General features: G+C 34.4%; 22 protein-coding genes. 15 read left to right on the plus strand and 7 right to left on the minus strand.

From position 1 onward, the window contains the following. Positions 1–2 precede the first annotated feature (2 nt). From prmA to DNU06_RS03840, 4 genes are read right to left on the minus strand one after another with little or no spacing between them, the layout of a single operon-like run. Positions 3–830: a 50S ribosomal protein L11 methyltransferase gene (prmA, locus tag DNU06_RS03825; RefSeq protein WP_111061907.1), complete on the minus strand. Its 828-nt coding sequence runs from the start codon at positions 828–830 to the stop codon at positions 3–5. Then, entirely contained in the window at positions 827–1,585 is a 759-nt protein-coding gene (tpiA, locus tag DNU06_RS03830; RefSeq protein ID WP_111061908.1) for a triose-phosphate isomerase, read from the minus strand. Before tpiA ends, prmA begins: the two co-directional genes overlap by 4 nt. Then, on the minus strand, positions 1,586–3,373 hold the full coding sequence (locus DNU06_RS03835) for a DoxX family protein (protein ID WP_111061909.1): 1,788 nt from the start codon (positions 3,371–3,373) through the stop codon (positions 1,586–1,588). An 8-nt stretch (positions 3,374–3,381) separates the two neighbouring features. After that, the gene (locus DNU06_RS03840; protein WP_111061910.1) at positions 3,382–3,927 is read right to left on the minus strand and encodes a DUF1599 domain-containing protein; all 546 of its coding nucleotides are present in this window, start codon (positions 3,925–3,927) and stop codon (positions 3,382–3,384) included. 26 nt (positions 3,928–3,953) lie between these two features. Between DNU06_RS03840 and folP the strand changes: the two genes are divergently transcribed. Further along, positions 3,954–4,808 (plus strand): dihydropteroate synthase, encoded by an 855-nt coding sequence (gene folP, locus DNU06_RS03845; protein ID WP_455430986.1) that lies wholly within the window; start codon positions 3,954–3,956, stop codon positions 4,806–4,808. A gap of 359 nt (positions 4,809–5,167) precedes the next feature. On the opposite strand, the gene DNU06_RS03850 is transcribed toward folP, so the two are convergent. Further along, on the minus strand, positions 5,168–5,629 hold the full coding sequence (locus DNU06_RS03850; protein WP_111061912.1) for a DUF1573 domain-containing protein: 462 nt from the start codon (positions 5,627–5,629) through the stop codon (positions 5,168–5,170). 186 nt (positions 5,630–5,815) lie between these two features. Here DNU06_RS03850 and recQ point away from each other — a divergent pair, with 186 nt between their 5' ends. Further along, positions 5,816–8,011 (plus strand): DNA helicase RecQ, encoded by a 2,196-nt coding sequence (recQ, locus tag DNU06_RS03855; RefSeq protein ID WP_111061913.1) that lies wholly within the window; start codon positions 5,816–5,818, stop codon positions 8,009–8,011. Positions 8,012–8,380: 369 nt separating this feature from the next. Here the strand turns inward: recQ and DNU06_RS03860 are convergent, their stop codons facing one another. Then, positions 8,381–8,965 carry a YdcF family protein gene (locus DNU06_RS03860; RefSeq protein ID WP_158526808.1) on the minus strand — a complete coding sequence of 195 codons (585 nt, stop codon included), beginning with the start codon at positions 8,963–8,965 and terminating at the stop codon, positions 8,381–8,383. Positions 8,966–9,189: 224 nt separating this feature from the next. On the opposite strand from DNU06_RS03860, the gene DNU06_RS03865 reads away from it, so the two are divergent. From DNU06_RS03865 to panB, 10 genes are all read left to right on the plus strand, one after another. Continuing rightward, a complete protein-coding gene (locus tag DNU06_RS03865; protein WP_199398985.1) occupies positions 9,190–10,032 on the plus strand; it encodes a mechanosensitive ion channel family protein in 843 nt (280 codons plus the stop codon). Between the two features lie 57 nt (positions 10,033–10,089). After that, on the plus strand, positions 10,090–10,515 hold the full coding sequence (gene mscL, locus DNU06_RS03870; RefSeq protein WP_111061915.1) for a large conductance mechanosensitive channel protein MscL: 426 nt from the start codon (positions 10,090–10,092) through the stop codon (positions 10,513–10,515). A gap of 113 nt (positions 10,516–10,628) precedes the next feature. After that, positions 10,629–12,032: an MltF family protein gene (locus DNU06_RS03875; RefSeq protein WP_233502940.1), complete on the plus strand. Its 1,404-nt coding sequence runs from the start codon at positions 10,629–10,631 to the stop codon at positions 12,030–12,032. Then, positions 12,022–12,672: a SanA/YdcF family protein gene (locus DNU06_RS03880; RefSeq protein ID WP_111061917.1), complete on the plus strand. Its 651-nt coding sequence runs from the start codon at positions 12,022–12,024 to the stop codon at positions 12,670–12,672. Before DNU06_RS03875 ends, DNU06_RS03880 begins: the two co-directional genes overlap by 11 nt. 13 nt (positions 12,673–12,685) lie before the next feature. Beyond that, a complete protein-coding gene (gene miaA / locus DNU06_RS03885; RefSeq protein ID WP_111061918.1) occupies positions 12,686–13,633 on the plus strand; it encodes a tRNA (adenosine(37)-N6)-dimethylallyltransferase MiaA in 948 nt (315 codons plus the stop codon). 89 nt (positions 13,634–13,722) lie between these two features. Continuing rightward, on the plus strand, positions 13,723–14,031 hold the full coding sequence (locus DNU06_RS03890; RefSeq protein WP_199398986.1) for a DUF3276 family protein: 309 nt from the start codon (positions 13,723–13,725) through the stop codon (positions 14,029–14,031). 160 nt (positions 14,032–14,191) lie between these two features. Continuing rightward, positions 14,192–15,511, plus strand: a complete 1,320-nt coding sequence (gene mtaB / locus DNU06_RS03895) for a tRNA (N(6)-L-threonylcarbamoyladenosine(37)-C(2))-methylthiotransferase MtaB (protein WP_111061920.1) — start codon at positions 14,192–14,194, stop codon at positions 15,509–15,511. Positions 15,512–15,587: 76 nt separating this feature from the next. Next, positions 15,588–16,655 (plus strand): FAD-binding oxidoreductase, encoded by a 1,068-nt coding sequence (locus DNU06_RS03900; protein WP_111061921.1) that lies wholly within the window; start codon positions 15,588–15,590, stop codon positions 16,653–16,655. 11 nt (positions 16,656–16,666) lie between these two features. Beyond that, a complete protein-coding gene (locus DNU06_RS03905) occupies positions 16,667–17,344 on the plus strand; it encodes an SDR family NAD(P)-dependent oxidoreductase (RefSeq protein ID WP_111061922.1) in 678 nt (225 codons plus the stop codon). 39 nt (positions 17,345–17,383) lie between these two features. Then, on the plus strand, positions 17,384–18,199 hold the full coding sequence (panB, locus tag DNU06_RS03910) for a 3-methyl-2-oxobutanoate hydroxymethyltransferase (RefSeq protein WP_111061923.1): 816 nt from the start codon (positions 17,384–17,386) through the stop codon (positions 18,197–18,199). Between the two features lie 65 nt (positions 18,200–18,264). Here panB and DNU06_RS03915 read toward each other — a convergent pair whose 3' ends face one another. Beyond that, on the minus strand, positions 18,265–19,134 hold the full coding sequence (locus DNU06_RS03915; RefSeq protein ID WP_111061924.1) for a sigma-70 family RNA polymerase sigma factor: 870 nt from the start codon (positions 19,132–19,134) through the stop codon (positions 18,265–18,267). Positions 19,135–19,407: 273 nt separating this feature from the next. Between DNU06_RS03915 and DNU06_RS03920 the strand changes: the two genes are divergently transcribed. Genes DNU06_RS03920 through uvrB form a run of 3 tightly spaced genes read left to right on the plus strand, consistent with a single transcriptional unit; the run spans position 19,408 to position 23,091 of the window. Then, a complete protein-coding gene (locus tag DNU06_RS03920; RefSeq protein WP_111061925.1) occupies positions 19,408–20,625 on the plus strand; it encodes a 4-hydroxy-3-methylbut-2-enyl diphosphate reductase in 1,218 nt (405 codons plus the stop codon). Next, entirely contained in the window at positions 20,622–21,071 is a 450-nt protein-coding gene (locus tag DNU06_RS03925; protein ID WP_111061926.1) for a hypothetical protein, read from the plus strand. Before DNU06_RS03920 ends, DNU06_RS03925 begins: the two co-directional genes overlap by 4 nt. A gap of 1 nt (position 21,072) precedes the next feature. Further along, the gene (uvrB, locus tag DNU06_RS03930; RefSeq protein WP_111061927.1) at positions 21,073–23,091 is read left to right on the plus strand and encodes an excinuclease ABC subunit UvrB; all 2,019 of its coding nucleotides are present in this window, start codon (positions 21,073–21,075) and stop codon (positions 23,089–23,091) included. Positions 23,092–23,118 lie beyond the last annotated feature (27 nt).

Raw genomic sequence — 23,118 nt, forward strand, 5'->3', positions numbered from 1 at the left:
TCTTATATTTTTTTAAAATTCAATAGGGCCCATTCATCCTTATGGTATGCTTTTTCAAAAATGAAGCCAAATTTATTTGCATGCTCAATTAAATCTGGTGCGTCGGTGCTAAAAAAGCCACTCATTAATAAAGTTGCGTTTGGCGCAGCCACCTTTGCATAAGTTGCAATTTGATCTAACAGTATATTTTTATTGATATTGGCTATGATTAAATCGAAGGCCATATTTTTTAATAGTTCAGCCCCACCAAGCGCAACTTCTACGTGTTTGGTTTGGTTTAACGTACAATTTTCTTTGGCATTTTCAAAAGCCCATGTATCAATATCAGGTGCAAATATTTCGATTGCTCCAAGTTTTTCAGCCAAAACAGCAAGTACTCCTGTTCCTGTCCCCATATCCAACACCTTTTTACCTTTCAAGTCTAGGCTAAGCATTTTTTGCGAAGCTAACCAAGTCGTTTGGTGATGACCGGTACCGAAAGACATTTGCGGTTGGATTCTAATCACCAATTCTCTACTGCCATCATCTTCATGAAAGGGTGCTAAAATAGCCAATTGCTCTCCTACAAAAACGGGATCAAAATTAGATTCCCAAGCTGCATTCCAATTTTCATCTACAATTTCTTTTTCATGAAAATGTTCAATTTGAGCTGAAAAAGGCGCCAATATTTCTGTAACATTTAAGGCATAGCCTTCTTCTTTAATGTAGGCATTCAAGCCTAATTTAGTATCCACAAAACTTTCAAAACCATTTTCAGCCAACTCAGTCATTACCACTTCGCGCCAAGGTTCTAATGTTTTAAATTCAATATTTAGTTCAATATAATTCATTCACTTACTTTACTTATAGCTGCAAAACTCTCTGCATCTAGAGAGGCACCACCAATTAATCCACCATCAATATCTTTTTGTCCCAATAGTTCTCCTGCATTATCTGGTTTCATACTGCCACCATATATAATAGGAACTTGTGTGGATACTTTTGCTCCAAATTGTTTTTCAAGTCTTAAACGAATTAATGCATGGATTTCTTGTGCCTGCGCTGCAGTAGCAGTCTGCCCAGTACCAATGGCCCAAATAGGTTCATAGGCTATGATAACTTTTTGCATTTCATCTGCACTAAGTTCAAAAAGTACATCTTCAATTTGTTTCATAACGAATTCTTTAAAAACGTTACTTTTTCTAACTTGTAGGTGTTCACCACAACAAAATATTGGTGTCATCCCTTGTTTTAAGACTGCCTTTACTTTCGCCAGTAACATTTTATTGTCTTCCCCAAAATACTGTCTTCTTTCCGAGTGACCAATAATCACATAAGACACGCCCATACTCTTTAATTGAGTTGGAGAAACTTCTCCAGTAAAGGCTCCGTTATTCTCACAATATACATTTTGAGCACCTAACTTTATCCATTCATTATTTTTCAATAATTCATGAAACACACTAATGTATACTAAGGGTGGACATACAACAATTTCAGCTGTTTTATCAAACGAATCCTGCGCTTTCGCAACTTCTTGCAAAAGGGATTTTGCCTCGGCATAATCCAAATTCATTTTCCAATTTCCAATGATATATTTTTTCATTTAATTTTCAAATTTTTCTGTTAATTTTTCAAAATCGGGAATACTTTTACTTCCCCATTTGTCTAATACTGTTGCATTACTTAGGATTAATAATCCAGGATTAGAACGGACAATAATTTTTATTTCTGTACCGTCAATAGATAAATATGGTGCATCAAATTCATTTACTGTTCTAAACTCATCCATTTGGTCTTGCGTAGCTGGTGTTAGAATATAAAACGGAATATTATTCTTTTTCGCACCGGCCAACACCTTCTTTAAGTCACTAATACTAGACTTATTATAGGATTCAATATCTCTTATAGTCATTAAAATCACCTTATCTAAGCTTAATATATATTGGGTGACATCTACTTTATAGTGCGCTGAAGGATCCATTAAACCATAGAATTCATCCATTTTTGTATAAAATATAGTATCTATTTCATCCGGTTCCGTTGCTTGTGGTATAAAGTAAGGTTGATAGTCATATTTACTAATCGTATCCACACCGAGTTTTGATTTCACGACTAATTTTTCTTCATAATAGCTTTCAAAATCTAATTGAACAAGGGAATCTAAAACTGGATTAGCAAGTACTTCCTTTGGCAATTTTTCGTAATCCGTCACCAAAACAAAATCATAAATAGGTGCATCAACACCAGCAGAAATCAACGTTTCTTTTCTATCTACATATACCCATTGGCTGGTATCACCATACACTTCGTATTCTCCTAAATCAAATTCTTTTTCTGTGCCTGATTGTTTATTTTTATAGACCAATTTATAGGCAACAACTTCCGCTACTCCCATATTCATTTGTTCATTTATATTATTCCCAACTTGATAAGCCCTATAATCTTTAATTGGTAAATAATTAGTGGTATACATAGAAAACAAAAAGGAAGTAAAGGCAACAAAAACAGCCATTTTCCATGGTTTTGCAATCTTACCAATATTCATATTACCGACAATATAAGCGCCCAACAGCGTGAGTATGTAAAAAATAATAGGGAAATACCATCCAAAGACCCAAGAAAAGAAAATAACGACCAATAAACTACTTGGCGCCATCACCCAATTCTCCTTGTAAGTATTTTGCTCTATTTTTCTTTGATTGATAAAAATAATAATGACAAAATAAAACAACACAAGGTCTTTCCAAAAAGACTCATAAGGTGTTAATGAACGTCCCACCGAACCTCTTAAAGCATCTCCAAAACAACCACAATCCGTCACACAATCCCGCACTGTTAACTCTCCCATTTCTCGCAACAATTCGTTCGCTTCTACGCAAGAATAAGTATAATAAGTTAACCAAGAAAAGAATAGCATCATGAAGACAAGCAGCCAAGAAGTCAAACGAATTTTACCGCCTACAATTACGGCCACGCCTAATACTATTTCGACAATACATATAAGAATAGACAATTCTAAAACATAAGGGGTAAAACTTTCAAAAAATGGAAAATCATAACTCAAACCCATTGGAGAAAAGTATTCTTCTAACTTAAACGCAAAACCCCATGGATCATTAGCCTTTACTAATCCAGACACTATAAATAAACCACCTACGAAGACGCGTGCAACATAGGAAAACATAAACATTCCTTTTAGCGCTGTTAATCCACCTAATCCAATAACAAAAAGTACAAAACCAATTATTTTATATAGGACACTGTTTTCACCTGCACTTAAATGAAACCCTTTTGCTATAAAAAACACACCAATTACATTAATAATAATTGCCAATATATTCAACAGCAGGGATCTTCCTTCAATTTCAATTTTATTATCTCTTAAACTCATTTTTTGTTTTATATATTTTTTAATTCATCCATTTGTATCATTGCAAAAACTGCATAATTCAACATATCTAAATAATTCGCATCTACACCTTCAGAAATGATAGTTTCGCCCAAATTATCTTCAATTTGCTTTGTTCTCATAATCTTCATCAAAATCATATCCGTAAGTGAAGAAACTCGCATATCTCTCCAAGCCTCTCCATAATCATGATTTTTATTACACATTAACTCAAATGCTTCCGCCACTTTTTCTTCATATAATAAAATTGCCTTAGGCACAGAAACTTCTTCTTTTCCAGCACCTAAAGATAATTGGATTAATCCAATTACGCAATAATTAACAATAGCTATAAACTCTCCTTCTACATCCTCACCTACTTTATTTACGCCTGTTTCTTGGATAGTCCGGATGCGTTGCGCTTTGATCAGAATTTGATCTGTAAGCGAACTCGCTCTTAAAATCCGCCAAGACGTTCCATAATCTTGCGCTTTTTTAGTAAAAATAGAGCGACATCTATCAATAACTTTTTTATATTGGTCAATAGTTTTAGACATTATATTAATTCAGATATTATTCAGCCGTGAAAGATACTATTTTTAGCCCAAATTTTAGCTTGAATTTGAAAGGTAATTTAAGAGTTTTTACACACCCAATAGTCATGGGCATTTTAAACACCACGCCAGATAGTTTTTTTGAAGGGAATAGGGTCAAAAATGAAGACATTCTCTTAAAAAAAGCAAAAGAGATGGTAGACGCAAAAGTAGACATCATTGATATTGGTGGTTTTTCTAGCAGGCCAGGTGCTGATTTTGTAACAGAAGAAGAGGAGTTATCACGTGTACTTCCTGCCATAAAAAGCATTCATAAAAAATTCCCCACTCTCCCCATATCCATTGACACATTTCGATCAACTGTTGCAGACGAAGCATTAAAAGCAGGAGCATGTATCGTTAACGATATCAGCGGTGGTTGTGAAGAAAGTGAGATTTTCCACATTGCTGCCAAACACAAAGCCCCATTTATCATGATGCACATGCGAGGCACCGCCACAAACATGATGAAAGACACTACCTATGCGCATCTCTTACCCGATTTAGCCCTGTATTTCTCTATTCAAATTAACAAAGCCAAACTTGCGGGAGTTAAAGACATTATTATAGATCCGGGTCTGGGCTTTAGTAAAACATTAGATCAAAATTACGAAGCCGTCAAAAATTTAGCCCAACTTAAAGCATTAGGACATCCAATTTTAATAGGCGCATCCAGAAAATCCATGTTAAATAAACTATTAAACATTTCAGCAGACGCAGCACTAAACGCTACCACTGCAATAAACACGATAGCATGCTTGAATGGCGCATCCATTTTAAGGGTACATGATGTAAAAGAAGCAAAAGAAACCATTTGTATTGTCGACAAAATGAACCAAGTTTAACTTTTCGGAATAACGGTTACCTTAATTTTTATTTCAATCGGTTTATCACTGATTTGGTAAAAAAACTCTACGATTTTATGTAGGAGATCTACTTACCCTTGGGATCAAATAAAATTTGTTCAAGCGCCATCTCCTCTAGAAAAATGGCTTTATGGGAAAACATCACTTTAGTAAAAGTCGCGCCAAAATTAACGAAGACAATCGTTGATTGTATTTTCAAATTCACCCTAGAGAATCACGCCTACTTCCGCATTAGGGTATATGTACGATTTACTTATAAATAAAAGTACCGCCCCGTTATTTAAAACAGAAGCGGTACTTAAAGATAAGACTATTACTAGGAATAGCTTCCTATTTTTTTAACCTTGTGTTGTTGGTCCACCATTTACTGGTGCAGAACCTGCAGGTTTAGGTTTAATTTCCCCTTTAATTCTTACTACTTTTCTAGGTGACTGTACAGCATTAGAAGTAATTGTTACAGACTTGTTAATTGGTCCAGTTCTTTTTGTGTCATATTTCACACTAATCTCAGCAGTTGCTCCTGGTGCGATTGGTTCTTTTGGCCAAGTAGGAACAGTACAACCACAAGATCCTTTACAAGAAGAAATGATCAACGGTAAATTACCAGTGTTAGTTACTGTAAAAACACAAACACCATTCGCTCCGTTTTCAATAGTTCCGTAATCATGTACATCTTTGTCAACAGAAAGTTCTGGTCCACTTACGACTTGGTTAGTTGTTGCTTCTTGTGCAATTGAATTGTTGTTAAAACCTACAGTTGCAGCAGCTAATAATACTAATGATAATAATACTTTTTTCATGATTGTAATTTTTTATTCCCTACAAATATAATACACACCTAAGCAATTTCAAAAAGTTTAACAATTCGTTAACATTTTTTCCAAAATATACGTGAAAACTCAAATCAATATCCCTACCTTTATAATGAAAATTAAAAATTACTACCCAATTTTCATATCAACCTTATAAATTTGAGTTTTTAAATAATGGAATTAGTATCTAAAGAGGAATTAAACCGAGCATTAAAAAAATATTTTGGCTTTGATGGATTTAAAGGATTTCAGGATAAGATTATCTTGAACGTGCTATCTGGCAACAATACATTTGTCATCATGCCAACTGGCGGTGGGAAATCCATGTGCTATCAACTACCTGCATTAATGTCGGAAGGAACAGCCATTATTGTATCTCCATTAATCGCTTTAATGAAGAATCAAGTAGATGCGATAAGAAATGTGAGTGAGTCGGATGATGTTGCCCATTTTTTAAACTCTTCCTTGAATAAAACGGAGATAAAAAAGGTAAAAGAAGATGTAGTAAATGGCAAGACTAAATTACTTTATGTTGCTCCAGAATCATTAACCAAGCAAGAGAATATAGATTTTTTAACTTCTGTTGAAATTTCTTTCTTTGCTATTGATGAAGCGCATTGTATTTCGGAATGGGGACATGATTTTAGGCCAGAATATAGAAGATTAAGAGAAATATTTGCGGCGATTAGTAATGTACCTATTATAGCTTTAACTGCTACCGCAACTCCTAAAGTGCAATACGACATTCAAAAGAATTTAAACATGTTGGATGCCACTATTTTTAAAGCTTCCTTTAATAGAGATAATTTATTTTATGAAGTTTTACCAAAAATAGAAGTTGAAAAAAGAATTATTCAGTTCATTAAAACAAAACCGAATCAGTCGGGGATCATCTATTGTCTTAGTCGTAAAAAGGTAGAAGAAATTGCGGAAATACTACAAGTAAATGGTATCAATGCTTTACCTTACCACGCTGGACTAGATGCTAATTCAAGGGCAAGGCATCAGGATATGTTTTTAATGGAAGACGTAGATGTTATTGTTGCAACCATTGCATTTGGAATGGGAATTGACAAACCTGATGTTCGATTTGTCATTCACCATGACATCCCTAAGAGTCTTGAATCCTACTACCAGGAGACTGGTAGAGCAGGAAGAGATGGTGGTGTTGGGCACTGTTTAACATTTTACAGTTATAAAGACATTGAAAAATTAGAGAAATTTTTACATGGCAAGCCAATTGCAGAACAAGAAATTGGAAAACAATTACTCCATGAAATTGTATCCTACGCAGAAACTTCTGTCTGTAGGCGTAAATATATTTTACATTATTTTGGAGAATCTTTTGATGAAAAAAGGTGTGATAAGCATTGCGACAATTGTAAAAATCCGAGGGAACAAATTGAAGGTAAAGACGAAGTCTTAATGTTTTTAGAAGCCGTAAAAGCTCTAAAACAACAACAAAAGGCAAAATATGTTTGTAATTTTTTATCTGGTATTCAAGCTTCGGATATTATTGCCTACAAACATGATATACTTCCATTGTTTGGTAAAGGAAGCGCGCATGATGTCGGTTTTTGGAATGCAGTTTCCCGTCAATGTTTGGTATCCAATTTACTCACCAAAGAAATTGAAACTTACGGCACTTTAAAATTAACAGAAGAAGGAAAGGCTTTCATGAAAAATCCTGTATCATTTATGCTATTAAAAGAGCATAATTATGCAGCAGAGAGTGAAGAAGATTTTATGATGAACTCAAAAGGTAGTAATAATATGGTTTCTGACGAAAACCTTTATAAACTACTATTGGATTTAAGAAAAAAACTTTCTCAACAAAAAAATGTTCCACCATTTGTTATTTTTCAAGAGCCTTCTCTATTAGACATGGCCATCCAGTACCCTATCAATAAAGAAGAATTAGCAAATATTGTAGGAGTTGGACAGGGAAAAGCAGCTAGATATGGCGTACCATTTTTAGAACTAATTAAAACTTATGTGGACGAGAATGACATTGACCGACCACAAGACTTTGTAGTCAAGTCATTGATCAATAAATCGGGACTTAAAGTCCACATTATAAAAAACGTAGATATTAAAATGCCTTTGGATGCTATTGCCAATTCCCATGGCAAAGAAGTAGACGAAATCATAAACGAAATTGAAGCCATAGTGGCATCAGGCACAAAAATCAACATTGATTATTATATCAATGACATGATGGATGAAGACGAGCAAGAAGAAATTTACGAATATTTCAGAGAAGCCGAAACAGACAATTTAAAGGAAGCTTTTGAAGAGTTTGATGGTGACTATGACGAAGAGCAATTGCGTTTAATGCGGATTAAGTTTATGAGTGAAATGGCAAACTAAGAAAGTGTCATTTCCATCAGACTGCTAAGTATGCCCATATTTTGAGTAATCAGCATGTGATTTTATCAAAAAATAGTTGACTTGACTTCCATTTATGGTAGTCGTTGTTGGAATAATTACTACTATTAATAAGGAAGTTAAACGCACCCATATCGTGATTTTAACCTCCTTTACTAATGAGCTATGATTTGATATTAAAAACCATGCCCCTTACTGACTAACAAAAATTATGTTTTTGAGATGTCCCATTCCTAAAGTGGATAAAAAATATGTTTCGCCTTCAAATCGACTAGTAGTCATTCATTGGTGTTTTCTTGATTTAGAAACCCAATGGATTAAATTTAAATACTAAGGTTGGATGCAACAAAATCAAACATAACCCATCATCCAATACATCAATGTACCGATCCATTCTTTTATCAAAGCGTTCCATTCTACAATAGCGGAAGCAGATGGAATAAAATATTGGTCTAAATAGTACCCTCTATTTTTGCCCGTATAATGATCGGTTGAAAAGGTAGCGAAGTTATTAAATCCAGCCTTTTTAAAACACCCAATACTTCTTTTCATGTGCAAAGCAGAAGTTACCAGGATTATACTTTGGTTCTCTTTAATCAACTTCCTAGTTTCCGTCGCATTTTCATGTGTATTCTTTGAATTAGCTTCTACGAGTATATCTTGCGCTGGAACGCCCATTTTTATTAAATCTTCTTTGAACTGAACTGCCTCACACAATCCTCTATCTATGAGGTGACCATTATTACCTGAAATCAAAATTTTATCGACTTTTTTCGCATAATAAAGCTGTAAGGCCTGCCATAATCGATCCCCGCCCCTCCTGATACTCAATCGCTCCAAATCATTATTATATTCGGACATACCACCAAGCACAACAGCTACATCATAATGGCCAACACTTTCTACTTTTTGACCAGCGATTTCCCACCCCCTCATAAACTCAGATAAAATAACAGTATTTGAAAAAAACAATATAAAAGCTAGTCCAAATTTAAAGCTCCATTTTTTCCACTTTTCATTTTTTAAAAAAAAAGCTAGAATAAAGAACAGTATTATCCAAAAAAAAGGATGTAACATAAAAGAAAAAATCTTAGATAAAATAAAAAACATAATCGTTGTGTATATTTGTGCCTTATAATTAAAAAGTAAACTTAAAAAATATGTCAGACAAAGCTACAGAATTAACAGGAACATCCAAATATACCAATATGGATTGGTGGTTCGATAAGTTAGTAGAATACGGATCTTCCTTATTAGCAGGAGTCCTAATTTTAGTAGTGGGACTTTTTATAGTAAAAAGAATCACAAAGTTCATAGCTAAATTAGTCGCTAAAAAAGACTTTGATCCTTCTTTAAGTAAATTTCTAGTCAGTTTAATATCGGTAACCTTAAAAGTATTAGTTGTAATCACGGCTATGGGCCAATTAGGTATTGAAATGACCTCATTTGTTGCATTAATCGGTGCTGCAGGTTTGGCAATTGGTATGGCTTTTTCAGGCACCTTGGGCAACTTAGCTGGAGGTGTAATGATATTAATATTTCGCCCATACAAAATTGGTGATTTTATGCAAGGACAAGGAGAGATGGGTACTGTAAAAGAAATAGGAATTTTCAATACCATACTTTTAACCAACGACAATAAGACAGTAATAATTCCAAATGGGGCCATGGCGAATGGCAACATGACTAATTTTACCATGGAAAAAAACAGAAGAGTTGACTTTACCATAGGTATCGCATATGGTGACAACTATGACACTGCTAAAGCCATGATGCTAAAGTTCATTGAAGAAGATGAAAGAATTCTAAAGACACCTGCACCTTTTATTGGTCTTATAGCTTTAGCTGACAGCTCAGTTAATATTACCTTAAGAGTATGGGGTAAAACAGAAGATTATTGGGATATTTTCTTTAGCATGAACGAAAGAATTTACAAAGAATTTGGTAATGAAGGAATTAATTTCCCATTCCCGCAAATGGACGTTCATATTCAACAAAACTGATTTATATCATAAATTCTATTATATTTGTCGACTTAACCTTATAAAAAAATAAAAATTATGTTAAAAGAGTTTAAAGCGTTTATTATGACCGGCAACGTGGTCGAGTTTGCAGTCGCTGTAATTTTAGCGGGCGCAGTTGGCCTTGTAGTGAATGGATTTGTGAATGATATTATTATGCCTGTAGTAGGTCATTTTGCTGGAGGAGTAGATTTTGCAGATTTAAAATTAGTATTAACCGAAGCTGTACCTGCTGTTACTGATGATTCAGGAGCGATAGTTACAGAAGCTGTTACAGAAAATGCAATTAGATATGGTAAATGGATCAATACCATTATCAATTTAATTATTGTTGGATTTGTATTGTTTATGATTACAAAAGCGTACAACAAATCAAAAAAGAAAAAAGAAGAGGCACCTGCTGCACCAGCTGGACCAACTCAAGAACAATTATTAGTTGAAATTAGAGATTTATTGAAAAAATAAATTCAATTAACTACATTAAACACGAAAGGTTGCTATTAAAAAATAGCAACCTTTTTTTATGTCCACACTTTTTAAGTATATTCGTAGTCATGGTTAGAGTTTCCCTTTTTCTTATGATTGCCCTATCTATATTTGCTTGTGATAGCCAAAGATTCCGCTTAAGGTCGGGACCAAAAAAAGTAGATTGGAAAGAAATTGAAAAAAGAGGGGTATTAACCGTATTGGCTGAGAATGGACCTGCATCTTATTTTATTTACAAGGGTAAGAATATGGGCTATGAATATGAATTGCTCCATGAATTTACAAAGGACATGGACATTCGACTACAAATTAAAACTGTCCATAACTTTGATTCCATTTTTACCAAACTTTATAATTTTGAGGGAGACTTAATTGCGTACAATTTAACAGTCACACCTGAAAGGGCTGCAATGGTCAATTTTTCTACACCACATTTAATATCACACCAAGTATTAATTCAACGAATACCAGAAAAATACGACCCCAAAAAAGACAGCATCCCTCCTCCCCCTTTAATCACGGAATTAGAGCAATTGGCAGGCAAAACAATTTCTGTATGGAGTCAATCCACTCATTTAACACAGATAAAAAAAATTAATGAAGCCTTAAATTTGAACATGAATATTGTACCGTTAGATGGTGACATTTCTACGGAAGAAATAATACGACTAGTTAGCAAAGGACTGTTGGACTATACGATTACAGATGAAAACATTGCCCAAATCAACCAAATATATTGGGACAACCTCAATATTGAATTAAAACTAAGCTCGGATGAAGAAATCGCATTCGCTGCAAGACTGAATTCCAACCAATTAATTGACACATTAAATTACTGGTTAGCGGACAAAAAAAACAAATCTACTATTGCAGAGGTAAAAAGAAAATATTTTCACCGAAAGCGGCTACCAAACAAAGCCGGCTCCGAATACTCTAGTAGTAGTGGCAACCAACTTTCCCCCTATGATAACATCATAAAAAGGGGGGCATCCAAAATAGGATGGGATTGGCGATTAATCTCTGCTTTAATTTTCCAAGAATCCAAATTTGAAACTTATAAAATTTCATGGGCTGGCGCATTTGGTATTTTCCAATTTATGCCCGCTACCGCCGCATCCTATGGTATTGGACCTGGCTCTAGTGTAAAAGCTCAAATTAAGGCCGGTATTCGAAAGCTAAATAAAAACTACAAACAATGGTTAGCTATTATACCTGACTCTCTAGAAGCAACTTACTTTACTTTAGCGACTTATAATGCAGGAAGCGCACATATTATTGACGCTAGAGCTTTGGCTCCCTATTTTAAAAAAGACAGCAACATTTGGTTTGGAAATGTTGACTCAATGGTATTGGGGTTATCTCGCCCAAAATATTACAATCATCCTGCAGTAAAATATGGTTATATGCGTGGTAGTCAAACATTCGATTATGTAGCTGAAATAATGGAGCGTTACACAGAGTACAAACATGCTTATCCTGAAAAAAATGACAAATAAACCTTATTTTAAATGGTTAAAAAAGTTAGTGATTAGTTGTATAATAATTTTTCCATTATTTGTCTTTTCCGCAGACTACTATATTAAATCTAGCACAAGTAACTTAATTTATTCAGCGATAAAAAACATACCAGCCCATAAAGTAGGCATGGTTTTAGGGACTTCGAAATACAGGAAAGGGGGAAGCATCAACAGCTATTACCAACAAAGAATAGATGGCACCACCAAATTATACCATGCTGGAAAAATACAATTTGTACTGGTTTCAGGCGATAACGGTAACACCCAATACAACGAACCTGAAACCTTTAAAAATGATTTAATCAAAGCTGGAATTCCGGCCAATAAAATATTCTTAGATTATGCAGGATTTAGAACCTTGGATTCCGTGGTTAGAGCAAAAGCTATTTTTGGACAATCTAAATTAATTATCATTTCTCAAAAATTTCATATAGAAAGAGCTTTGTATTTGGCCAAAGAACACGATATTGCAGCCATAGGATTTGCCACTGGAAATTATAGTCATGCTAGTAGTTTCAGATTAAGATTAAGAGAAGTTTTAGCAAGAACTAAAGCAGTAATTGATATTCTCATTGGTGTAGAGCCCAAATTTTATGGTGATAAAATAATGATTCAATAACTTAAACATTATCATGCTTTCTGTTCAAACTAAAATAAAACCAAAGTACAATAAAAATAAACAACTAATTATTGTTGCTGGGCCCACTGCAATTGGTAAAACAGCTATGAGCATTGAATTGGCGCAGTTTTATAAATGCCCAATTATTTCTTTTGATTCGCGACAATTCTATAAAGAACTCTCGATTGGTACGGCCAAACCATCTGCAGCAGAACTTGCAATGGCAACACATCATTTTATTGATTCACATACTATTGAAAAAGAATATACCGCAGGTATTTATGAAAAAGAAGCTTTGGCGCTACTAGATCAAATATTTAAGACCAATGATGTATGCATTGCGGTAGGAGGTAGCGGCCTATATATCGACGCTTTAGTATATGGTATTGATGCAATGCCAAAAAATGCTGCCATTAAAGAAAAATGGATCCAAACACACCGTACTGAAGGATTAAAACCATTACAAGATTACTTAAATGAACACAACCCTGAAGTTTTTGAATTTATCAATAAAAATAATCATGCTAGAATGATTAGGGCTATTGAGGTAATTGAAGTTTCTGGAAATAAATTCACGGCATATAGAAAATCTACTGCGCAAGCAAGAAACTTCACCCCCATTTGGATTGGATTAAATACAGATCGGGCAATACTTTACAATCGTATCAATGAACGAGTAGATATCATGATGGAAAAGGGGTTGGAAGAAGAAGTTAAATCACTTATCCCATTTCGCTTCCATACGGCCTTAAAAACCGTTGGCTATGTAGAATTTTTTGATTATTTTGAAGGAATCATTCCCATTGAAAAATCCATTGAATTAATCAAGAGAAACTCAAGACGATATGCCAAAAGACAATTGACTTGGTTTAAAAAGAACACTGCTATTGAATGGTTTGAACCTCAAAAAAAAGGAGATATCCTCCAGTATATTCAAAATGTAAAGAAAGAATTACTATAAGTTACTGAATTTACACACCTTTTTTTTTGGATTTTAAGTTTACAATGATACATTTGTTATCTTATAAATTTATTAAAACGAAAGGGAAGATGAACGAGAGAAACGACGAGGTTTTTTCTGAAAAGGTAAAGGCTGGAAAAAGAACTTACTTTTTTGATGTAAAAAAAACAAGAGGAAATGATTTGTATTTAACGATTACAGAAAGTAAACGTAAATATAATGGTGATGACTCAGATCGTATTGAATTTGAGAAGCACAAGATTTTTTTATACAAAGAAGATTTTGAGAAATTTCAAGATGGGATGAGTGCAGCCTTAGGAAAGATAAGTGATTTATGGGAATCAGGTGAATTTAAAAAACCTGAGCCAAGAGAAGAATTAACCTTCGAAGCGCTTTAAACGATAAAAATATTTCTCTTTGAGAAAACAAAAAACACCTTTTACATAAAGTAAAAGGTGTTTTTTTTTGCCTTGGCTATATTGTTTTTAACCCTTCATTTACTTTTTAGAATAAACAGTGAACACGGACTAATTACAATTCCTTATCTTTGCAAAAGATATGAGTCAATATAAAAAGGTAGCGTTTTATACATTGGGTTGTAAACTGAATTTTTCAGAGACATCAACCATTGCAAGAAATTTTGAAAATCAAGGTTTTGCAAAAGTAGATTTTACAGATCGACCGGATATTTTTATTATCAACACCTGTTCCGTAACAGATAATGCAGATAAAAAATGCCGACAAATAGTTAAAAAGGCGCTGAAAATAAACCCTAATGCTTTTGTGACCATGATTGGCTGTTACGCCCAATTAAAACCAGGAGAAATAGCAGAAATTGATGGTGTTGATTTGGTATTGGGTGCAAATGAAAAGTTCAACATTCTAGACCATATAGAAAAACTTGAAAAAAACGAGGTCGCAAAAATTGAAAACGCCAACATCAAGGAGACGACGGATTTTATACCATCATTTAGTTATGGCGACCGTACCCGTTCCTTTTTAAAAGTACAAGATGGCTGCGATTACTTTTGTACTTTTTGTACCATACCACTTGCGAGAGGAAAAAGTAGAAATGCCACGGTTGCGGAAACCGTTTTAGAAGCAAATAAAATAGCGGCAACAAAAATAAAAGAAGTCGTACTAACAGGTGTTAACATTGGAGACTTTGGTCAAGGAGAGGGAGAAAACTTTAAAGACTTAGTTGTTGCATTAGATGATGTTGAAGGCATTGAAAGATTCAGAATATCGAGTATTGAACCGAACCTTTTGAGTAATGAAATTATTGAATTTGTCTCCAAATCAAAAAGGTTTCTACCCCATTTCCATATTCCATTACAATCCGGATCAGACACACTTTTAAAAGCCATGCGTCGTAAATATTTAACCGATTTGTATGTAGAAAGAGTAAACACGATTAAGCGACTTATGCCCAACACGTGTATTGGAGTCGACGTTATTGTTGGTTTTCCTGGAGAGACTGAAGAAGAATTTTTGAAAACAGTTGATTTCATCCAGTCCATAGACATTTCATATCTTCATGTTTTCACCTATTCAGAAAGAGCAAATACCACTGCCCGTAAAATGGCAGAAGCAGTACCTTTGAATATTCGTAGAGCACGGAGTAGGCAACTTCAAATTCTTTCAGAAAAGAAAAAAAGAGCATTCTACGAATCTCAGTTGGGCTTAGAAAAATCTGTGCTTTTTGAAGGAGAAGAAAACGAAGGAACCATGTATGGCTTTACCGAAAATTATGTGAAAGTTAAAATACCTTTTGATGCTTCATTAGTCAACGAAATTAGACAAGTAGAATTGACAGAAATAGATAGAGATGGTATCGTAAAAGCTAATATTTTAACGGTCGCACAAATCGATAAGTAACTATTTTTGATATTTTAACCTATATTGTCTGCTCAATTGATAGATAACAATTATTTTTACAAAAAAATTTTTAAGCATGAATACAAAATTTCATTTATTAACCATAGATAAAGTAGTAAAAGAAACAAGCGATACTGTTTCCATTTCTTTTACCATTCCAGCGGATGTAAAAGATGATTTTCACTTTAAAGCAGGGCAATACTTGACTTTAAAAACCACGATTAATAACGAGGACATTCGTCGTTCTTATTCTATTAGTTCTGCACCACATGAAGGAACAGTAACTGTTGCTATAAAAAAAGTGGAAAATGGCACTTTTTCTGCTTATGCTCAAAATTTAAAAGCGGGCGACCAAATAGAAGTATTAGCTCCTCAAGGAAACTTTGTATTAAAATCGGATGGGACTAAAAACTATGCCTTTTTTGCCGCAGGAAGTGGTATTACACCAATCATTTCTATTATTAAAAATATATTAAATGCTAATAATGGCAGTACGGCAACCTTATTTTACGGTAATAAATCAGGTATAGAAACTATTTATAAAAATGAATTAGATGCATTAGCAAGTGCTAACAATAATTTTGATTTACACTATGTTTTAACCAGAGAAGAAGGTGCCAATGATGTTTTATCTGGTAGAATAAACAAAGCAAAAATTGAAGCGATAGACAAAGCCTATTTAGCCGATAAAAATATTGATGATATTTATTCTTGTGGACCAGAATCAATTATTCAAGCAGTAAATGATTATTTTGTAGGAAAAGGAAAAGACAGTAAAAACATTCACTTCGAATTATTTACCACACCAGTAAAAGAGGTAACTGGCGCTGAAAACTCTTCAGATGAACCAATTCCAGATGTAAACGCTTCTGTTACCGTTATTATTGATGATGAAGAATTCCAATTTGATTTAAGTTCAAAAGGAAAAAATATTTTACAAGCGGCACAAGATGCAGATGCAGATGTACCGTTTTCGTGTAAGGGCGGAGTATGTTGTACTTGTAGAGCAAAAGTAATTGAGGGCAAAGCGGTGATGGATTTAAATTACGCATTAGAGCCAGAAGAAGTTGCAGATGGATTTATATTAACTTGTCAAGCACATCCTGTTACAGACAAGGTAGTAGTATCTTTTGACGAATACTAAAAACATTTCTTTTGAAAAACATTGTAATCATAGGGGCTAGTCGCGGAATTGGTTTAGCCTTAGTTAAACAATTGGTAAAAGAAAACCAAGTTTTGGCCATTTCACGCCAAACGGACAGTTTATTAAAAATTTCTGCTGACACACTGACAGTAAGATCAATGGATTTGAATGCATTAGATTTTAAAAAATCACTAAGTGCTTTATTAAAAGAAACGGGAGCACCTATTGATTTACTAATAAACAATGCGGGGTATTTAGTAAACAAGCCTTTTTTAGCATTAGACAGAGCGGATATTGCCGCACAATTTAACACAAACGTCATTGGAATTATGGAAGCTTGTCAAGCTTGTATTCCTTTTATGCAACCCAACAGCCATATTGTAAACATTGGCTCCATGGGCGGATTTCAAGGCAGCTCAAAATTTGCGGGACTAAGTGCTTACTCATCCTCAAAGGCAGCAGTGGCTAGTTTTACGGAATGTTTAGCGGAAGAAATGCAAGCCTTGGGAATTAAAGCTAATTGTTTAGCACTTGGTGCAGTACAAACTGAAATGTTAGCAGCAGCTTTTCCAGGATATGAAGCGCCTGTTTCGGCTACTGATATGGCAGCATACATTGCTGACTTTGGTTTAAACGCGCACCATTGGATAAATGGAAAGGTAATTCCTGTATCCTTGTCTACTCCATAATTATTCCTAAATTTAAACTTATATTAAAAAGCATACGCTATGTCAGTACACTCAAACGTAAAAAGAATTACTACCCATGTACTTCAAGAAATGAAGGACAATGGTGAGAAAATAGCCATGTTAACTGGTTATGATTTTTCAATGGCTAAAATTTTAGATGAAGCAGGTATTGATATTATACTTGTAGGTGACTCCGCTTCAAATGTGATGGCTGGTCATGAAACTACCTTGCCAATAACTTTAGACCAAATGATATATCATGCATCTTCTGTTGTGAGAGCAATTGAAAGATCTTTGGTAGTTGTTGATTTGCCTTTTGGTTCTTACCAAGGGGATTCTAAGCAAGCCTTGCATTCCGCCATCAGAATTATGAAAGAATCTGGTGGACATGCGGTGAAAATGGAAGGTGGTAAAGAAATTATTGATTCTATCTCCAGAATTTTAACAGCTGGTATTCCTGTTATGGGACATTTAGGCTTAACGCCTCAATCTATTTATAAATTTGGAACATATACAGTAAGAGCAAAAGACGAAGACGAAGCCGATAGACTAATTAAGGATGCGCAATTACTGGAAGAAACAGGTTGTTTTGCAATAGTTGTTGAAAAAATACCTGCAGATTTAGCAGCAAGAGTAGCCCAACACGTCAAAATTCCAATCATTGGAATTGGTGCTGGAAACGGAGTAGACGGTCAAGTTTTAGTAGTACATGACATGTTGGGAATCAACAATGAATTCAACCCGAGATTTTTAAGAAAGTACAAAAACTTACATAACGAGATGTTAGATGCTTTTCAAATGTACATCAAGGATGTGAGAAGCAAAGATTTTCCAAACGATAAAGAACAGTATTAAGCATAAAAAAATCCTTCAACTTTAAGTTGAAGGATTTAATTGTAAACCAAAAAACGGGAATTTGCTTATCCTAAGTATGCTTTTAACATTCTACTTCGGCTAGCTTGACGCATTCTGCGAATTCCTTTCTCTTTAATTTGTCGTACACGTTCCCGTGTTAATTCAAATAAATCGCCTATTTCTTCTAAAGTTAAAGAGGCTTTACCTCCTAAACCATAATATAGTCGAATAATGCTTGCTTCTCTTTGTTTTAAAGTACTCAAGGATCTTTCAATCTCTTGCTCTAAAGACTCTTTCATGATCACATTGTCTGGACTTTGCTTTTCTGTATTTTGCAATAAATCATACATATTAGATGAATTATCATCCCCACTTACCAAAGGCGCATCCATGGAAACATGTTTACCTGAAGATTGCATGGCTTGTTTTACATCTTTTAAAGAAATTTCCATATAATCTGAAATCTCTTGTGCAGTAGGCGTTCTACCTAAGTCCTGTTCAATTTTTGAATATGCTTTATTCATTTTACCTATGGTTCCAATTTTATTTAATGGTAACCTAACCACTCTAGCTTGATCTGCTAAAGCTTGTAAAATAGATTGACGAATCCACCATACGGCGTAGGAGATAAATTTAAACCCCCTGGTTTCATCAAATCGTTTGGCAGCTTTAATTAAACCGATATTTCCCTCGTTAATTAAATCTGACAATGTTAGTCCTTGATTTTGATATTGTTTTGCTACAGAAACTACAAACCTTAGGTTGGCAGACACCAATCTATCTAAAGCTACTTGATCGCCTTGCTTTATTTTATTGGTCAATTCTACTTCCTCCTCAGCTGTCACCATTTCTTTTTTTGCAATATCATGCAAATACTTATCTAACGAAGCAGTCTCTCTGTTCGTTACCTGTTTGGCTATTTTTAGCTGTCTCATCTCCTCTTAAAAATTAAATTAATATTCCCTTGTCTATTTATATATACGCAAATTTGACGGTATTGGTTGGGAAACCTTTCCTAAATAATTGTTAAATTACTTATTTTACATTTTCCGCTAGCCATTGTCATGCTTCGCATACAAGGAATATTACTGCAAAAATCGCGCCATATTTCATACTCATTTTTCGAATATAAATTAGCCTCTTTTTCTTTTTTTTTCTGCTCTTTTCTACCTGCAAGAGAATACCTATATTTGTACTAAGCAAGGCACATGAAAACATTCGACATTCCAACATATTATAAATCTCCTATTTTAGGCAAGGTTAAAAATTTCAGAAAACAGGAGGACCCTAGGAAGAAGGACTTCACTCCTACTCGGCTTGACTTTGGTGGGCTAGAATTTATTATTCCAAGACATTTTGGATTTTGTTATGGTGTTGAAAATGCCATTGAAATTTCCTACAAAGCGATTGCTGAGAATCCTAATAAACGAATTTACTTACTGAGTGAAATGATTCATAATGCTGGAGTAAATGCAGACCTGCAGTCTTATGGTGTGAAATTTTTACAAGACACAAAGGGGAACCAAATCATACCTTGGGGAGAATTAACCCCAAATGACATAGTAATCATTCCTGCTTTTGGTACTACCATTGCTATTGAAAATCAATTAGAAGATCTAGGTATCTCACCTAAGAAATACAATACCACTTGCCCTTTTGTTGAAAAAGTATGGAAACGCTCTCAAAAACTAGGGGAAGATGATTATACCGTAATCATTCATGGCAAGAACAATCATGAAGAAACTAGGGCTACCTTTTCACATGCATCAGCCTATGCCAAATCTGTGGTGGTAAAAAACATGGCAGAAACGAAAATATTGGCTGAATTTATTGCAGGAATCAGACCTCTTTCGGCATTTAATGCAGAATTTGGTCATGCCGTTAGTGCTGGATTTGATCCAGAAAAAGATTTTGAAAAAATTGGTGTTGTCAACCAAACTACCATGTTGGCTTCAGACACCCAAGCTATAACAGATTACTTATATGGCATATTTGAAGTAAAGTATGGCACTGCTATTAAAAATCATTTTGCGAACACCAGAGACACCTTATGTTATGCAACCAATGACAATCAATCTGCTACTTTAGAACTACTCAAAGAATCAGCGGATTTAGCCATAGTTATCGGTGGGTACAACAGTTCAAATACTAGCCATTTGGTAGAATTATTAGCTGAAAAGTTTCCAACTTATTATATTCAAGACGAAAATGAGTTGAATGAAGTAGGTCATTTAAAGCATTTTGACTATATTGGAAAGAAGATGAATACAACTAATGTATTTGAAAGGGATTTACCAAAGAAAATTATCATTTCAAGCGGTGCTTCTTGTCCAGATGCAGTAGTGGATAGAGTCATTCAGAAAATAATAAATTTTTACCCTAATTCTAGCACTGTAGAGCAAGTGCTGTTAAATTTTAATCTATGAAAAAAATACATTTCTTAGGATTTGTTTTATTTTTTTTAAGTAGTTGTGCGTCATCTGTAGTATTTACGGGTGACTCAGAAATAAGTAAAAAAAATATCATTAAATTTTCTACTCACCTAGAAACGGTAGTTGAGCAACACCAAATGCCCCACTTTATTGACCATGTAGAACCTAATTACAAAGCAGAGCAATTGGTCGGTATGATGGAAAATGACTCCGTTAGATTTGTAAACGAATTCTTCTGTGGCAATTCAACTGAAGACCAATTTATATGTCCTGATTTTGACAAAATCATTTCTATGGATTTAACAGAAATCAAGCAAGAATCTTCTGGTATTTATAAATTGACTTATAAAATAGTGAACACCATGGGCATTCTTTTAAATGTAGAAGTGTTCTTAAATACAAAACAAGAAAAATACACCTTATACAGCGCCGTAGGATAATATGGATTTTAAACTTGTATCAGAATATGACCCCACAGGGGATCAACCAAATGCTATTAAACAAATTGTTGAAGGCTTTGAATCGGGAATTAATTACCAAACCCTTCTAGGGGTCACAGGATCAGGGAAGACGTTTACCATGGCCAATGTGATCAAAGACTTAAATAAACCGACCCTTATTCTATCCCACAACAAAACTCTTGCTGCTCAATTATATGGTGAATTCAAACAGTTTTTTCCTGAAAACGCAGTAGAGTACTTTGTTTCATATTACGATTATTATCAACCTGAAGCTTATTTACCCACTACCGATTTGTTTATTGAAAAAGACATGTCGATTAATGATGAAATAGAAAAACTACGTCTATCTGCAACTTCTGCCTTATTATCGGGAAGAAGAGATGTTATAATTGTAGCTTCTGTTTCTTGTATTTACGGTATAGGTAATCCCGCTGAATTTGAAAACAGTATTATACCATTGGACGTAGGGCAGGTAATTAGTCGGAATAAGTTTTTATTGCGCTTGGTTGAAAATTTATATTCTAGAAATGATACGGCACCGGAAAGAGGAAACTTTAGGGTAAAAGGTGATACGGTAGATATATTTTTAGCCTATGTAGACTATGCATTAAGGGTTGTGTTTTTTGGAGATGAAATTGAAGAGATTTTCACTTTTGACCCTATGAATAATTCCAAACTGGAAGATTTTGAAACCATTAAAATATTTCCAGCGAACATTTTTGTCACCAGTCAAAAAACTATTAATAATGCGGTAGAGGAAATTGAATTGGACTTGGGTAAATACGTAAACTTTTTAAAATACGAAGGTAAAACTGTAGAGGCACAAAGAATTGAAGACCGTGTGACTTACGATTTAGAAATGATTCGGGAACTTGGTTATTGTTCCGGTATTGAAAATTATTCTCGTTATTTTGACCAACGCGCACCGGGCAGTAGACCCTTTTGTTTATTAGATTATTTTCCAGATGATTTTGTCATGATGATTGATGAAAGTCACGTGACCTTACCACAAATTAAAGCCATGTACGGTGGCGATAGGGCTAGAAAAGTGAATTTGGTAGATTATGGTTTTCGATTGCCTGCGGCCATGGACAACAGACCTTTAAAGTTTGAAGAATTTGAAATGATTACGCCACGAACTTTATATGTAAGTGCTACACCAGCCAATTATGAATTAGAGAAGTCGGAAGGGGTAATTATTGAACAAGTGATTAGACCAACAGGCTTATTAGATCCTGAAATTACCATCCGTCCCAGTGAAAACCAGATTGATGATTTAATGGAAGAAATTCACATTAGAATTGAAAAAGACGAAAGAGTTTTGGTTACCACATTGACCAAACGAATGGCGGAAGAGTTACAGAAATACCTAGACAAAAACGGTATAGCTTGTCGTTACATTCATTCAGATGTGGATACTATGGAAAGGGTTGAAATTCTCCGTCAATTGCGATTAGGAGATTTTGATACATTAATTGGTGTAAATTTATTGAGAGAAGGATTAGATTTACCCGAGGTATCTTTGGTAGCTATTTTAGATGCGGATAAGGAAGGCTTTTTACGTTCAGAACGGGCCTTGGTACAAACCGTTGGTCGAGCCGCTAGAAATGTAAACGGAATAGTAATCATGTATGCAGATAAGATTACAGATTCTATGCGGAAAACCATTGATGAAACCAATAGAAGACGAAAAATTCAACACCAGTATAATTTAGACCATGGTATAACACCATATCAAATTAAAAAATCTGTTGAACAAATCATGCGTCAAACCAAAGTGGCAGATGGAGACAAGGAAATCTCTGATTATAATATCCCTAACGAAAGCAGTATTGCAGCTGATCCAGTAATTGCTTACATGAGTAAGCCGCAATTGCAGAATGCTACTTTAAAAATTAAAAAGGAAATGCAAGCTGCTGCCAAAAAATTAGATTTTATTGAAGCAGCTAGACTCAGAGATGAAATGTATCAATTACAAGAAAAGTTAAAAACCATGTAAATCTGCATTTTAAAAAAGTATGAGCAC

The organism is Putridiphycobacter roseus (assembly GCF_003234935.1).
Lineage (GTDB): Bacteria > Bacteroidota > Bacteroidia > Flavobacteriales_D > Crocinitomicaceae > Putridiphycobacter > Putridiphycobacter roseus.